Annotated in this window: 15 protein-coding genes, 1 pseudogene and 1 riboswitch; of the genes and pseudogenes, 10 read left to right on the top strand and 6 right to left on the bottom strand. The window is 63.9% G+C overall.

Going from position 1 to position 13,852, the window contains the following annotated elements:
• The first annotated feature begins 90 nt into the window (after window positions 1-90).
• The 10 genes from EN742_RS08750 (at window position 91) to EN742_RS08705 (ending at window position 9,547) form a co-directional block, all read left to right on the top strand.
• Window positions 91-1,230 (top strand): 8-amino-7-oxononanoate synthase, encoded by a 1,140-nt coding sequence (locus EN742_RS08750; protein WP_126056211.1) that lies wholly within the window; start codon window positions 91-93, stop codon window positions 1,228-1,230.
• Entirely contained in the window at window positions 1,227-1,862 is a 636-nt protein-coding gene (gene bioD, locus EN742_RS08745; protein WP_127407246.1) for a dethiobiotin synthase, read from the top strand. The genes EN742_RS08750 and bioD overlap by 4 nt, the downstream gene beginning before the upstream one ends.
• Complete coding sequence (locus EN742_RS08740; RefSeq protein ID WP_126056213.1) at window positions 1,862-3,127, top strand: adenosylmethionine--8-amino-7-oxononanoate transaminase; 1,266 nt, start codon at window positions 1,862-1,864, stop codon at window positions 3,125-3,127. Before bioD ends, EN742_RS08740 begins: the two co-directional genes overlap by 1 nt.
• Entirely contained in the window at window positions 3,124-4,107 is a 984-nt protein-coding gene (locus EN742_RS08735) for a beta-ketoacyl-ACP synthase III (RefSeq protein WP_126056214.1), read from the top strand. The genes EN742_RS08740 and EN742_RS08735 overlap by 4 nt, the downstream gene beginning before the upstream one ends.
• Before the next feature lie 90 nt (window positions 4,108-4,197).
• Window positions 4,198-4,314: riboswitch (TPP riboswitch) on the top strand.
• A gap of 103 nt (window positions 4,315-4,417) precedes the next feature.
• A complete protein-coding gene (gene thiC, locus EN742_RS08730) occupies window positions 4,418-6,253 on the top strand; it encodes a phosphomethylpyrimidine synthase ThiC (RefSeq protein WP_126056215.1) in 1,836 nt (611 codons plus the stop codon).
• Window positions 6,250-7,251, top strand: a complete 1,002-nt coding sequence (thiO, locus tag EN742_RS08725; RefSeq protein ID WP_127405353.1) for a glycine oxidase ThiO — start codon at window positions 6,250-6,252, stop codon at window positions 7,249-7,251. Before thiC ends, thiO begins: the two co-directional genes overlap by 4 nt.
• Complete coding sequence (thiS, locus tag EN742_RS08720) at window positions 7,220-7,417, top strand: sulfur carrier protein ThiS (protein WP_126056217.1); 198 nt, start codon at window positions 7,220-7,222, stop codon at window positions 7,415-7,417. Before thiO ends, thiS begins: the two co-directional genes overlap by 32 nt.
• 2 nt (window positions 7,418-7,419) lie before the next feature.
• Complete coding sequence (locus EN742_RS08715; protein ID WP_127405354.1) at window positions 7,420-8,193, top strand: thiazole synthase; 774 nt, start codon at window positions 7,420-7,422, stop codon at window positions 8,191-8,193.
• The gene (locus tag EN742_RS08710; RefSeq protein WP_127405355.1) at window positions 8,190-8,795 is read left to right on the top strand and encodes a thiamine phosphate synthase; all 606 of its coding nucleotides are present in this window, start codon (window positions 8,190-8,192) and stop codon (window positions 8,793-8,795) included. The genes EN742_RS08715 and EN742_RS08710 overlap by 4 nt, the downstream gene beginning before the upstream one ends.
• The gene (locus tag EN742_RS08705; RefSeq protein WP_348628224.1) at window positions 8,765-9,547 is read left to right on the top strand and encodes a hydroxymethylpyrimidine/phosphomethylpyrimidine kinase; all 783 of its coding nucleotides are present in this window, start codon (window positions 8,765-8,767) and stop codon (window positions 9,545-9,547) included. The genes EN742_RS08710 and EN742_RS08705 overlap by 31 nt, the downstream gene beginning before the upstream one ends.
• Window positions 9,548-9,617: 70 nt before the next feature.
• Here the strand turns inward: EN742_RS08705 and EN742_RS08700 are convergent, their stop codons facing one another.
• The 6 genes and pseudogenes from EN742_RS08700 to EN742_RS38005 form a co-directional block, all read right to left on the bottom strand.
• Complete coding sequence (locus tag EN742_RS08700; RefSeq protein ID WP_126059217.1) at window positions 9,618-10,445, bottom strand: DUF1445 domain-containing protein; 828 nt, start codon at window positions 10,443-10,445, stop codon at window positions 9,618-9,620.
• Window positions 10,446-10,614: 169 nt separating this feature from the next.
• On the bottom strand, window positions 10,615-11,430 hold the full coding sequence (gene sctT, locus EN742_RS08695; RefSeq protein ID WP_127405356.1) for a type III secretion system export apparatus subunit SctT: 816 nt from the start codon (window positions 11,428-11,430) through the stop codon (window positions 10,615-10,617).
• 9 nt (window positions 11,431-11,439) lie between these two features.
• On the bottom strand, window positions 11,440-11,709 hold the full coding sequence (locus tag EN742_RS08690) for a flagellar biosynthetic protein FliQ (RefSeq protein WP_126056221.1): 270 nt from the start codon (window positions 11,707-11,709) through the stop codon (window positions 11,440-11,442).
• Between the two features lie 21 nt (window positions 11,710-11,730).
• Window positions 11,731-12,381 (bottom strand): annotated as a pseudogene (sctR, locus tag EN742_RS08685) (type III secretion system export apparatus subunit SctR); the annotation flags it as partial.
• Entirely contained in the window at window positions 12,374-13,480 is a 1,107-nt protein-coding gene (sctQ, locus tag EN742_RS08680; RefSeq protein ID WP_189375245.1) for a type III secretion system cytoplasmic ring protein SctQ, read from the bottom strand. The pseudogene sctR and the gene sctQ, both read right to left, overlap by 8 nt.
• Before the next feature lie 29 nt (window positions 13,481-13,509).
• Window positions 13,510-13,852: hypothetical protein (locus EN742_RS38005; RefSeq protein ID WP_189375244.1), on the bottom strand; the 343-nt coding region annotated here is incomplete at its 5' end.

Here is a 13,852-nt window from a genome sequence, read left to right as displayed (position 1 = left end):
CACGCTGCTGACGGCGGACAATCCCGGCGAGGACAAAGATACGCTGCTGTTCCGCCGTCTCGGCATCGAGCCGATGGACCTCGAGGCGCAATGAACGAAGCGCCGCTTGCCCGCTATGACGCGACCTTGCGCGGACTGGCGCGCAAGGACCGTCTGCGGACGCTTTCGCCGCGCGCTGGGCTCGATTTCTCGTCGAACGACTATCTCGGGCTCGCCGCCTCCAAAAGACTGGGCGACGCGGTTGCGGCGGCGATCGCGCAGGGCACGCCGGTCGGCGCGACCGGATCTCGGCTGCTGCGCGGCAACGCGCCGGAACACGAGGCACTGGAGGCGGACGCGGCAGCGTTCTTCAGAGCCGACCGCGCGCTGTTCTTCGGCAGCGGCTACATCGCCAACTTCGCCCTGCTCACCGCCCTGCCGCAGAAGGGTGACCTTTTGGTCCTCGACGAATTGGCTCATGCCAGCATGCATGAGGGGGCCCGCGCTGGCCGCGCCGAGTTCAAGCTCGCCGTGCACAACGACGTCGATGCTTTCGAGGATGCAATCACGCGCTGGCGCGCCGAAGGCGGCACCGGGCGCGTCTGGATCGTGGTCGAAAGCCTCTACAGCATGGATGGCGACCGCGCGCCGATGGAGGACCTGGTCGCGCTTGCCGACCGGCACGAGGCCTTCATCGTCGTCGATGAGGCGCATGCCACCGGCGTCTGGGGGCCAGACGGCCGCGGCCTTGCCGCCGCTTTCGAGGGCCGCGACAACATCGTCGCGCTCCACACATGCGGCAAGGCGCTCGGCGCGGCCGGTGCGCTCGTCACCGGGCCGGAACTGCTGTGCGACTATCTCGTCAACCGCTGTCGGCCATTCATCTACTCCACCGCGCCATCGCCGCTGATGGCCGTGGCAGCGCGCGAGGCGATTGCCATGCTGTCCGACGAGCCCCAACGCCGTGCCCAGTTGCAGGAGCGCGTTGCCTTCGCGGGCCGCCAATTGGCCGAGCGCTGCGGCGTAGCCCCCAGCGGCTCGCAGATCCAGCCCTTCGTCATCGGCGACAACGGGCGCACCATGGCGGTGGCGGCGGCGCTGCAGGCGCGCAGTTTCGACATTCGCGGCATTCGTCCGCCGACCGTCCCCGAGGGCACATCGCGCCTGCGCATTTCGCTGACGCTGAATGTCGACGAGGCCGACATTTCGGCCATGGTCGAGGCGCTCTTCGAGGTGTTGGCGGCGGCATGACCAAGCGCATCGTCATCACCGGAACAGATACCGGGATCGGCAAAACGGTGTTTTCGGCCGGGCTCGCCTGCCTGCTCGACGGCTTCTACTGGAAGCCGGTGCAATCGGGCCTCGACGAGGAGACCGACAGCCAGGTCGTGGAACGGCTCGCCGGCTTGCCGCCGGGGCGCGTGCTGCCCGAAGTGTATCGCCTGAAGGAGCCGCTATCGCCGCATCGTTCAGCCGAACTCGACGGCGTCGCGATAGACGCCGCAGAGCTGTCGCTTCCGGACTTGCCGGGCCCGCTCGTCATCGAAGGCGCCGGGGGACTGATGGTGCCGCTCAACCGGCGCACTAAATTCATCGACATCTTCGCGCAGTGGCGAGTGCCGGTCATCCTGTGCGCCCGTACCAAGCTCGGCACGATCAACCACACCCTCCTGTCGATCGAGGCGCTCAGGGCCCGATCCATCCCGCTCATCGGCATTGCCTTCATCGGCGATGAGGTGGCCGACACGCAGAGAACAATCGTGGAATTCAGCGGCGTGCGCCAGCTTGGCAGGCTGCCGCTGCTCGATCCGCTGACGAGTGAGAATCTAAGGGAGGCGATGATTGCCGGCTTCGACCTCACAGCGATTGCGGGAGGCGAATGATGCCGCAGTCCGATGTGTGGCATCCCTTCACCCAGCACGCGCTCGAGCCCGCCATCCCCGAAATCGTCCGGACGGAAGGCGCCTACCTCTACAAGGCCGACGGCACGTGCATCCTGGATGCCATTTCCTCCTGGTGGGTCGTCACCCACGGCCACCGCCATCCCCGCATCATCAAGGCCATCGAGACGACCGCGGCGAGCCTCGACCAGATCATCTTCGCTGGCTTCACCCACGAGCCGGCCGAACGCCTGGCCAGGGCGCTTGTCGGCCTCGCTCCGGCCGGCCTCGAACGGGTGTTCTATTCCGACAGCGGCTCGACCTCCGTCGAGGTCGCGCTGAAGATGGCACTCGGCTACTTCCGCAATATCGACGCGCCGCGCTCGCGCATCGTCGTCATGGAGCACAGCTATCATGGCGACACCATCGGCACGATGAGCGTCGGCGCTCGCGGCGTGTTCAACGCTGCCTACGAGCCCCTGTTGTTCGAGGTCGACACCATCCCCTTCCCGGCTGCCGGGCGCGAGCAGGAGACGCTCGATCGGTTCGAGGCAGTCTCCCGCGACCGGCACGCAGCCGCGCTGATCGTCGAGCCGCTGGTGCTCGGCGCCGGCGGCATGCTGATGTATCCGGCATGGGTTCTGGCCGAGTTGAAGAAGATCGCCGAGGCCTCTGGCACGCTGCTGATCGCCGACGAGGTGATGACCGGCTGGGGCCGCACCGGAACCATGTTCGCCTGCGAGCAGGCATCAATCTCACCGGACATTCTGTGCACCTCGAAAGGGCTGACGGGCGGCGCAATCCCGCTGGCGGCGACGATTGCCACCGATGCCATCTTCCAGGCCCATTATTCCGAGGACCGGAAGAAGACATTCTTCCACTCGAGTTCCTACACTGCCAATCCGATGGCCTGCGCGGCCGCACTCGCCAATGTCGAGATCTGGCGTGACGAACCGGTGGCCGAGCGGGTCGCGGCCCTGAGTGCAAGACAGGCCGCAGGGCTTCATCGTTTTCGTGACAATCCTTTTTTCACCGACAGCCGCGCAACCGGGACGATCGCGGCTCTCGATCTGCGCACCGGCTCCGCCGGCTATCTGGCCGAGATCGGGCCGAAGCTGCGCGCTTTCTTCCTCGAGCGCGGGCTGCTGGTGCGTCCGCTCGGCAATGTCCTCTATCTTCTGCCGCCCTATTGCATCACCGGCGAAGAACTCGACGGTCTCTATGACGCCATCGAGGAGGCCGGGGAACGCTTCGGCGCTAAGCCATGAGCAGGTCGTCGCGCCTTCTCGGGTTCGGCCATCATGCGCCGGCGCGCAGGGTCGAGAATCAGGAGATCGAAGATCGTCTCGGGCTCGAGCCCGGCTGGATCGAGCGGCGCACCGGGATACGGTCGCGCTTCTGGGCAACCGACGACGACACACTGTCGGGCCTTGCCGCGCAAGCCGGCGACATGGCGCTGACGAATGCCGGCATCGACCGCGGCGACATCGGTCTTCTGTTGCTTGCCACCTCGACGCCTGATCACCTCCTGCCGCCCAGCGCGCCGCTGGTCGCGCATCGGTTGGGACTGAGCCGCGCCGGCGCGATCGATCTGACCGGCGCCTGCGCCGGCTTCATCTATGCGCTTATGTTTGCCGATGGCTTCACCCGCCTGCACGGCAAAGCCGCCATCGTCATTGCCGCGAACATCCTTAGCCGCCGCATCAACCCGGCCGAGCGCGCCAGCGCGGTTTTGTTCGCCGATGCCGCCGGCGCCGTGGTGATCGGGCCCGGCGATGAACCGGATCGGGGCATTCTCGGCGCATCGGTTGATTCCGATGGATCGCGCTACGGGCTGATCCAGATTCCGGCGGGCGGAAGCAACAAGCCCTTCCACGCCGACCTCGATCTCGCTGAGACCCGGATGACGATCACCGACGGCCGCGAAGTGTTCGCCAAGGCGGTCGAGATGATGACCGCCTGCTCGCGGGAGGCGCTCACTGCTGCCCGCATGCGACCGCAAGACATCGACCGGTTCGCACCGCATCAGGCCAACGTCCGCATCTTCGATGCCGTCGGGCGAAACCTCGGTATCGATGATCGTGCGATCGTCAAGACGATCGTCGAATACGGCAATTCCTCCGCCGCGACGATCCCGCTCTCGCTGTCGCTCGCGCATCGGAAGCAGCCGTTTAGGCCAGGCGAAAAGGTTCTCCTGGCGGCGGCAGGTGCGGGTCTCAGCGGCGGCGCCCTGGTGGTCGGGATCTAGCCGGGTAGCGGTGCTGACGGGACAGACTGACTGTATGAGATGACTGGCCGAACACGGCTTGACAAAGTGGCGCCCGCCCGTCCAACCTGAGGCATTCACCAGGGGAGTCCCGGCAAGGGGCTGAGATACTGCTGGCTTTCGCGGCGCAGTGACCCGTTGAACCTGATCCAGTTCATACTGGCGTAGGGACGGTGCAAGCGCTTCGCGGGAGTCTATGCCCGAGGTCCTGTTTCGGCAGGGCGACCAAAGCGTCTTTTCATCCTTCCGGCACAGAACTGGGTCTCCAATGCATGAGCAAAGGAGCCTCAAGATGAATGCCCTCACCCCCACCGTGTCGACGGGACCGCTGCCCGCCTCACGCAAGATCCACAAGCAAGGCAGCCTCCACCCGCGGATCAGGGTGCCGATGCGCGAGATCGCCGTCCATCCGACCGCCGGCGAGCCGCCGGTGACGGTCTATGACTCCTCCGGCCCCTATACCAACCCTGCGATCGAAACGGACATCGAAAGGGGCCTCGCCCGGCCTCGGCAGGACTGGATCGCGGCGCGCGGAGATGTCGAGGCCTATGACGGCCGCCACGTGCGGCCGGAAGACAACGGGTTCGCGACGGGCGAGCGCCTGACGCCGGAATTTCCGGTCCGCAATCGGCCGCTGCGGGCCAAGGCCGGCAAGGCGGTGACCCAGCTTGCCTATGCGCGCGCCGGCATCATCACGCCCGAGATGGAGTTCGTCGCGATCCGCGAGAATCTGGGCCGCGAGGCCCTGCGCGGCAAGCTTAAGCGCGACGGCGAAGCCTTCGGCGCGGCGATCCCCGACTTCGTCACGCCGGAATTCGTGCGCGACGAAGTGGCGCGCGGACGGGCGATCATTCCCGCCAACATCAATCATCCCGAGAGCGAGCCGATGATCATTGGCCGCAATTTCCTGGTCAAGATCAACGCCAATATCGGCAACTCCGCCGTCACCTCGTCGATGGCCGAAGAGGTCGAGAAGATGGTGTGGGCGATCCGCTGGGGCGCCGACACGGTGATGGATCTTTCCACGGGCCGCAACATCCACAACATTCGCGAATGGATCGTGCGCAATGCGCCGGTGCCGATCGGCACGGTGCCGCTTTACCAGGCGCTGGAAAAGGTGGGCGGCATCGCCGAGGACCTGACCTGGGAGGTGTATCGCGACACGCTGATCGAGCAGGCCGAGCAGGGCGTCGACTATTTCACCATCCACGCCGGCGTGCGGCTGCACTATATCCCGCTGACCGTCGACCGGGTGACCGGGATCGTCTCGCGCGGCGGCTCGATCATGGCCAAATGGTGCCTGCACCATCACCGGGAGAGCTTCCTCTACGAACACTTCGCCGAGATCTGCGACATCTGTCGCGCCTACGACGTGTCCTTCTCGCTCGGCGACGGGCTTCGTCCGGGCTCGATCGCCGACGCCAACGACGCCGCGCAGTTCGCCGAGCTGGAAACGCTAGGCGAGCTGACTCAGATCGCCTGGGCCAAGGACTGCCAGGTGATGATCGAGGGGCCCGGTCATGTGCCGATGCACAAGATCAAGCAGAACATGGACAAGCAGCTCGCCGTCTGCGGCGAGGCGCCGTTCTATACGCTGGGGCCGCTGACGACTGACATCGCGCCGGGCTACGATCACATCACCTCCGGCATAGGTGCTGCCATGATCGGCTGGTTCGGCACGGCAATGCTCTGCTACGTCACGCCGAAGGAACATCTCGGCCTGCCCGACCGCAACGACGTCAAGACCGGCGTGATCACCTATAAGATCGCTGCGCATGCCGCGGATCTCGCCAAGGGCCATCCGGCGGCGAAGGTCAGGGACGATGCCCTTTCCCGCGCGCGGTTCGAGTTCCGCTGGGAAGACCAGTTCAACCTGTCGCTCGACCCCGAAACGGCGCGCTCGTTCCACGACGAGACCTTGCCCAAGGAGGCGCACAAGCTGGCGCATTTCTGCTCGATGTGCGGGCCGAAATTCTGCTCCATGCGCATTTCCCACGACATCCGCGCCGAGGCGCAGAAAGAGGGCATGGCGGCGATGGCGGCGAAATATCGCGAAGGCGGCGATCTCTACGTGCCGGCGGACGAGATCGGCGCACCGCCCATACCACAGGGGCGTGAGCGGTCATGAAGGTGCTGGTCAGAGGGGCCGGCGTCGCCGGCCTCACCGCCGCCTTCGAGCTCGCCATCCGCGGCGCGACGGTGACGGTTGCGGAGACAAGGCGCGGCCTTGGCGGCAATGCGTCCTGGTTCGCCGGCGGCATGCTGGCGCCCTGGTGCGAGCGTGAAAGCGCCGAGCAGCCGGTGCTGGATCACGGACGCGACGCCGCCGACTGGTGGGAGGCGGTGTTGCCCGGCCAGGTGACACGGGCCGGAACGCTGGTTGTGGCAGCGCTGCGCGATGCGGGCGAGCTTGACCGCTTCGCCAGCCGTACGTCAGGCCATCGGCGTGTCGACGAAGACGAAATCGCGCTGCTGGAGCCCGACCTCGCCGGTCGCTTCCGCCGTGGACTGCTTTTCCCCGAGGAGGCTCATCTCGACCCGCGCCAGGCGATGACGGCACTCCACAACAGGCTCGCAGCCATGGACGTCTCATTCCGCTTCGGTACCGACGCCGGGCGGGTTTCCGGTTTCGATCGCCAGATCGACTGCACGGGAATGGCCGCTGTCAACGGCAGGCTGCGCGGTGTTCGCGGCGAGATGCTGATCCTGCACACCCCCGACGTCTCGCTGTCGCGCCCGGTCCGGCTGCTTCATCCGCGCTTTCCGCTCTACATCGTGCCGCGCGCCGACCACCGTTTCATGGTTGGCGCGACGATGATCGAAAGCCAGTCCGGGGGACCGATCACAGTCCGTTCGGTGATGGAGTTGCTTGGCACTGCCTGCGCTCTGCATCCGGCATTCGGCGAGGCTGGTATCGTTGAGACCGGCGTCGGCATTCGCCCGGCTTTTTCCGACAACCTGCCGCGTGTCGAGACTCACGGAAGTACGATCGCGATCAACGGACTTTATCGCCATGGCTTTCTGCTGGCACCCACCATGGCGCGCGAGGCGGCCGAGATTGTCTTCAGTCAGGACAAACCTTTGGAGTCTACACATGAAACTGATCGTCAACGGCGAAGCGCTTGAGACCCCAACCACGACGCTGGCGGCGCTGCTTGCAGCACTCGACTATGAGGGCGACTGGCTGGCCACGGCCGTCAACAGCGACCTCGTGCACAAAGCCAGCCGGGCAGCATTCCAACTGAGCGACGGCGACCGGATCGAAATCCTCTCGCCGATGCAGGGAGGCTAGCGATGTTGGAGCTTCTGGGAACGACGCTTCCCTCGCGCCTGCTTCTCGGCACGGCGCAATATCCTTCGCCGGCCATCCTTGCCGATGCAGTTCACGCGTCGGGCGCGTCGGTGGTGACCGTCTCCTTGCGGCGGGAGATGGCGGGCGGCAAGGCCGGCGAAAAATTCTGGTCGCTGATCCGATCGCTCGGCACGAAAATCCTGCCCAACACCGCCGGCTGCCACTCCATCAAGGAAGCGGTCACGACTGCGAGCATGGCGCGCGAAGTGTTCGGGACGAGTTGGATCAAGCTCGAAGTGATCGGCAACCACGTCACACTACAGCCGGACGTATTCGGCCTTGTCGAAGCCGCCCGTATCTTGTGCGAGGATGGCTTCTCGGTATTCCCCTATACCACCGACGACCTCGTCGTCGCCGAGCGGCTGCTGGAGGCTGGCTGCAAGGTCCTGATGCCATGGTGCGCGCCGATCGGTTCAGCCCTCGGGCCGGTCAACATCCCGGCGCTGCGCTCGATGCGCAGGCATTTCCCCGACGTTCCGTTGATTGTCGATGCCGGACTTGGACGTCCGTCGCACGCGACAACCGTGATGGAACTCGGCTTTGACGCCGTGCTCCTGAACACGGCGGTCGCTAAGGCGGCCGATCCGGTCGGCATGGCGCGCGCATTCGGCAAGGCGGTCGATGCCGGCCGCGAAGCGTTCTGCTCGGGAATGCTCGAACCGCGCGAGGTCGCGATGCCGTCGACGCCGACATTCGGCAGGGCGGTTTTCTCATGAAGCTCGATCCCTTCTACCTGATCGTCGATAGCGCCGCCTGGATCGAACGGCTGGTGCCGGTCGGCGTCAGGCTGGTTCAGTTGCGCATCAAGACCAGGGACGAGACCGGGTTGCGCGCCGAAATCCGCAAGGCAAAGGCCTTATGCGCCGAGCACCAATGCCAGCTCATCGTCAACGACCACTGGCGCCTGGCAATCGAGGAAGGCTGCGACTTCGTCCATCTCGGCCAGGAGGACTTGCAGACCGCCGACCTCGCACGGATACGGGCAGCCGGCATGAGGTTCGGCCTCAGCACGCATGATCATGCCGAACTGGAAACGGCCCTGGCCGCCAGGCCTGACTACATCGCGCTCGGCCCGGTCTATCCCACCATACTGAAGAAGATGAAATGGGCGCCGCAAGGGCTGGAGCGGATCAGCGAATGGAAGCGCCGGGTCGCGCCGATCCCGTTGGTCGCGATCGGCGGCCTCGACCCCGACCGGCTCGGCGGTGTCTTCGCTGCTGGTGCTGACAGCGCAGCAGTGGTCACCGACATCACGTTGAATGCCAATTCCGAGGCGCGCACGCGGGAATGGATCGAAAAGACAGAACGATGGCGCTAGGGCAAGACCCACATGTGCTTGTCGTTGGCGGATCGGATTCCAGCGGAGGCGCCGGGATTGCACGCGACATCGAGACGATGTGTTCCATTGGTGTGCGCACCTGCCTGGCTGTCACCGCGCTAACCGTGCAGACGCACGACGCCGTCATGGAAATCCACAATTCGCCACCCTGGCTGGTGGCCAAGCAGATGCACGCCGCGCTGCAGGCGAACAGGGTAGAGGCGATTAAGATCGGCATGCTCGCGACGGCTGAGACCGTCGTTGCCGTTGCAGCCGTTTTACGTGAAAATCCAGGGGTTCCGGCAGTACTCGACCCAGTGCTGGCGTCAACATCAGGCAGGGTGCTGCTGGAAGCCGGCGCCATCGCCGTCATGAAGCGCGACCTGATGCCACTTTGCCGCCTGATCACGCCCAACCTCTTCGAACTGGCGCTGCTTGTGGGCGCTGAGTGCGCTGCCGACGAGGGTGGCGCGGTCAGGCAGAGTCAGGACTTGCTGGGCGCTGGTGCGCAGGCCGTGTTGATCAAGGGGGGTCATGCTTCGGGACCCCGATCGACCGATATCCTGTTGCGCTCCAATCAAGAACCGATCCGTTTCGACACGCCGCGCCTTGCCGCATCGATGCGCGGGACGGGCTGCATGCTGGCCAGCGTCATTGCGGCGCACCTGGCAAAGGCGCACCCGCTTGAGGACAGCGCGCGTAAAGGCAAGCTTTTTGTATTCGAGAGACTGCAAGAGCATGCAGCCGAATGACGGGGGGCTTTATGTGGGGTCCGCGCAGTCTCGACCTCTTGAAAGATCGAAGATGGCCACCCTGCGCTTGCTAAAAGACCTTGAAAGCGCCCGCATCTGCTCGTGCATCCAAGTCCGTGATCAGCATGTGCCCCGGCGACACGGTGATCGAGATTTCGAGTTCGGCACGAGCGAGCGCATCTTGGGCGGTCAGGCTACTGGCCCAAAATACAGGGACCTCCCCGTCCATGATTTCGACCGCATCGCCCCAGTCGGGAGCCATCAAGTCCTTTATCCCGATAATCGTCGGCTCTCCGACATGGATGGGAGAGCCGTGTGCATGCGGGAAGCGTGCGGTGAGGGCGCGAACCTTGTCGACGTCGCAACGCCTTATCGGGCGCATGGAGACGACCATTTCGCCACCAAACGGGCCGACGCCAAGCGTCTCGATCCTGGTTCGGAATTTGGGCAAGGCTTTGCCGCATCCGATGCTGCGGAGCTGGATGCCCTTCCCGGCAAAGGCGGCTTCGACGGTAAGCGAACTGCCCAGCGCGAAAACGGCAAAGTCTTCTCGCCACAGATCGATGATGTCCGTTTTCTGGCGGATCAGCTCCCCGAAGTAATAGATGTTGTACTGGGGGGCATCGGTGCGGATGTCGATATCGCCCAATGCCGGGAGCAATGGACTGCCGGCTCGGCTCACGCCCACCAATGGACACGGTTTTGGGTTGCGCACGCAGAACCGGTGGAAATCGCCAGCGAAGCTGCGGGGCACTATCACGACATTGGCCTGGAGCTTGCCGCGCGCAAGCCCTCCTGTGTGCCCTTCATAGGCACCCATCCTAACCAGCCTGCGCAGCCTATCCGCATCGACCAGTCGCAAATTGTCATAGAACAATGAAGTGATCTGGCGAGGCATTGGCTTCCAATGGAGATGCACGTTCAGCGGCACGTCGAGAGCGCGTAAGATCATCGGCGGGTCGACCGCTTGTCAAATCGTCAGAATCTTTCCTCAATGATAAATTGTATTTATTGGTCGGCCAATCGTGGCTGTCGTTATCATTAGCGTTTGCGAATAAAGCTTCTGTTCACTGACAACTGCGGCAGCCAATAGCTTCTATCTGGCGGCCGGCTTCGTGCAGGAAGCCAAGGTCCCGATTCATGTAAAACAGCAGAAACGCCGCGTAGAGCACGAAGACGAGACTGAAGACCAGCGTCTTGACCACCAGCGAAAGCGCAAAGACGTTCAGATGTGGCGAAGCGCGTGCCAGGAAGGCAAGCACAATGTCGGACAAGAGCATGCAGATGATGAGCGGGAAGACGAGCGTCAGCGCCATCATCAGGATGCGATTCAGCAGACCGAGGAATATCGCGGCAGCATCCTTGCTGAAGACGGGCAGGAGTTGGTCGATCGGCCAAAGACCATAGCTGTCATAGAGGCTGGTCAGGGAAAGTTCGAAGCCGCCGGCGGCCAGATAGACCGTGACCATGATGACCGCGAGCAAGGTGCCGGTGGCACTCGTCTCGTGGGTCATCATCGGATCGATCAGCGTCCCCATCGTCGAGCCGCGCTGCAGGTCAAGGATATCGCCGGCGGCCTCCGCCGCCCAGAACGGTATGCCCATCGCCAGCCCGAGCGTTACTCCGACTACGACCTCCTTGAGCATGTAGACGACGATCATCGTCGTCGTAATGTCGGTGTTCGTCAGTTTGTTCACGATCATCGGAAAGACCGGAACGGCCAGCGCCAGAGCCACGCCGTTGCGCAGAAGCCCGGATAGCGGCACCCGCGAAAAGAGCGGCATCAGCAGCATGAAACCGGTCATGCGTGCGAGCGCGAATGCGCCTGCCAGCAGATAGAACTGAAGCTCCTTGATGGATGCGAAGAGTGGTTCGACCGGCATCGGCGCGCCTCAACGCGTGACGACGGGGAACTCGTCCAGCGCCGTCGAGGCCTGCTCGGCGATCTGCTGGCCAAGCAGCGGACCGAAGACGATGATGACCAAAAGGATCACGACGAGCTTGATCGTCTGCGGCAAGGACTGGTCCTGAATCTGCGTCAGCGCCTGGGCAAGTCCGACAAGGATGCCGACCGCCAGCGCCGCGATGATCGCCGGGCTGGACGCGAACAGCACCGTCCAAAGCGCGCCTTGGACCTTCGCCAGGATGAAGTCATTGCTCATGCAAAACCCCCGGCGGCGTCAGCCATAGCTCAGGATGAGGCCATGCATCAGCCGCGACCAGCCATCGATGGCGACGAAAAGGAACAGTTTCAGCGGGATCGAAATGAGGACCGGCGAGACCATGATCATACCCAGCGTCATCAGGACGTTGGCGACGACGATGTCGATGATGAGGAAAGGGAGATAAAGCAGGAAGCCGATCTCGAAGGCACGGGTCAGCTCGGAGGCGACAAAGGCGGGAACAAGGATCGAGAGATCGTCGTCCTTGAGATTCTGGCGCGCCTGTTCCGGCCACAGGCGGGTCGTTCCATCGAGAAAGAACTGCCGCTCTTGCGGCTGGGTGAATTTCATAAGGTGTCGTTGCAACGGTTCCCTGACCAGTTGTGCCGCCCTGGCCAGATCATCCGTGGTCTGGAACTGGACCTGCCCCTCCTGAAGCCGCCCCGACATCTCGCTCAGCAACGGCGTCGTGACGTAGACCGTGAGCACGAGCGCTATACCATAGAGTACAAGATTGGGAGGCATCTGCTGGACGCCGAGCGCATTGCGGATCAGAAACAGCACGACCGAGATTTTCAGGAAGCCCGTCATCGTGACGACCGCCAGCGGCAGCAGCCCGACGAAGCCGACGGCGATCAGAATGCCGAGCAGGTTGGGCGAATTCTCAAGCATTGTCGAACATGCGGAGGATTCGCACGCCCAGGCTTTCTCCGATGCGCACAATCTCGCCACGGCCGACACGCTTGCCGTTGGCGATGATGTCCACATTCGCCTCCGTCACATCGGCGAGCGCAACCACTGCACCGGGCGCAAGCTGCCTTACTTCGCCCAGAGGCATTGCCGTGCGGCCGATCTCGAAGGCGAGTGCGACCGGCAGCTCGTCCAGGGTCGACTCTTCCAAAGTCTGGCCGGCCGGCGGCGGCGTGTTCTGGTTCATGCTCCACTCCCAATTCGATCCAGCGATTGCAGTCGGCGCGGCAAGCAATTGCGGCCCGCCGGCGGTCAACGCCACCGGCGCATAAAGGCGCTCGGCAATGATGAGTGCCGCCATGCGTTCCTCTTCCGCGTCCTTGAAAAGCACCACATCGTCAGCCTGCAGGCTTCGAAGCTCGCCAAGGGTGATCGCAAGCGGGCCACGCCGAAGGCAGACCGGCAGCGGAAATTCGGCTGGGATCGGCGGCCTCGCCTTGCCGAGCTCGTCGAGAAGGCGGCCGAACCGCGCCGCCAGGCCTGCGTCTTTGGTGTTCAGGACGCAGACTATGGTTTCATCCTTGCCGGTCAGGACAAAGGCGAATGAGGGATCGTCCGGAGTGGTGTCTCCTGGTGCGACCGAGGTGATCGTGATCGTCCCACCCAGTCTGCCCTCGATCCATTCGAGATCGACTTCGAACGCGGCCTCCAACAGCAGTGCGGCGTGGGCGGGCGCCAATCGTTTCATGTCGGCTAGGTCGTCGGCCCTGGCGAAGCCCTGTTCAACGACGGAAAGCGGCAGGCGCAATTTACCCGTCGTGTCTCCGACCATGAACGCGATGGTCCACAGCTGCTGGTTCTCAGGGTTCGACGCCGACCAGGCGGCGGCGATCGCCACCGCCTTTCCTGCAATCGTTATCTCGGCGGGAGCACGGCGGCGGTAGAAGGCGTTCAATGCGCCAACGTCCACAGCCGCAACAGATTCCAGCGTCAGCCGTTCGCCAATGCGCGACTGTGTGGTCGTGCGTTTCGCTGGTTTTACCCGCGCTTTCGTTTTTGCCGGGGCGAAGGCTTGAGGCATCACATCCATAGTCACAGTCACAGATTGGGTTATCGTTCTGTGGGCGGGCGCGGTGGGCCGCGCTCCTCTTCCTCGGAAAGTTCGGCAAGCGCCAGGCGACGACGCGCGGTGCGTTTGCTCAATTGCTCCAGAAGCCCATCCAGCTTCACTACGGCCTTCATGCTTGCGCGATGATGCTTGCGGGCTACCGACAACTCCACCTTCCGTCGCTGTGCGGCGACCTCGGCCATCTTCTCGCTTTCCCGCAACTGCTCGGTTTTTCTGGCGGCGATTTCGAACCGTCCCTGAAGCCGGGAGAGGCTGGCCGCCTTGACCGGCTGTCCAACAAGCGCACCGAAGGCTGCATCTTCGGCGTCGACTATGCGCTGAAGG

The organism is Mesorhizobium sp. M4A.F.Ca.ET.020.02.1.1 (genome assembly GCF_004022645.1).
GTDB lineage: Bacteria > Pseudomonadota > Alphaproteobacteria > Rhizobiales > Rhizobiaceae > Mesorhizobium.
This window is presented reverse-complemented; position numbering and strand designations above follow the sequence as displayed.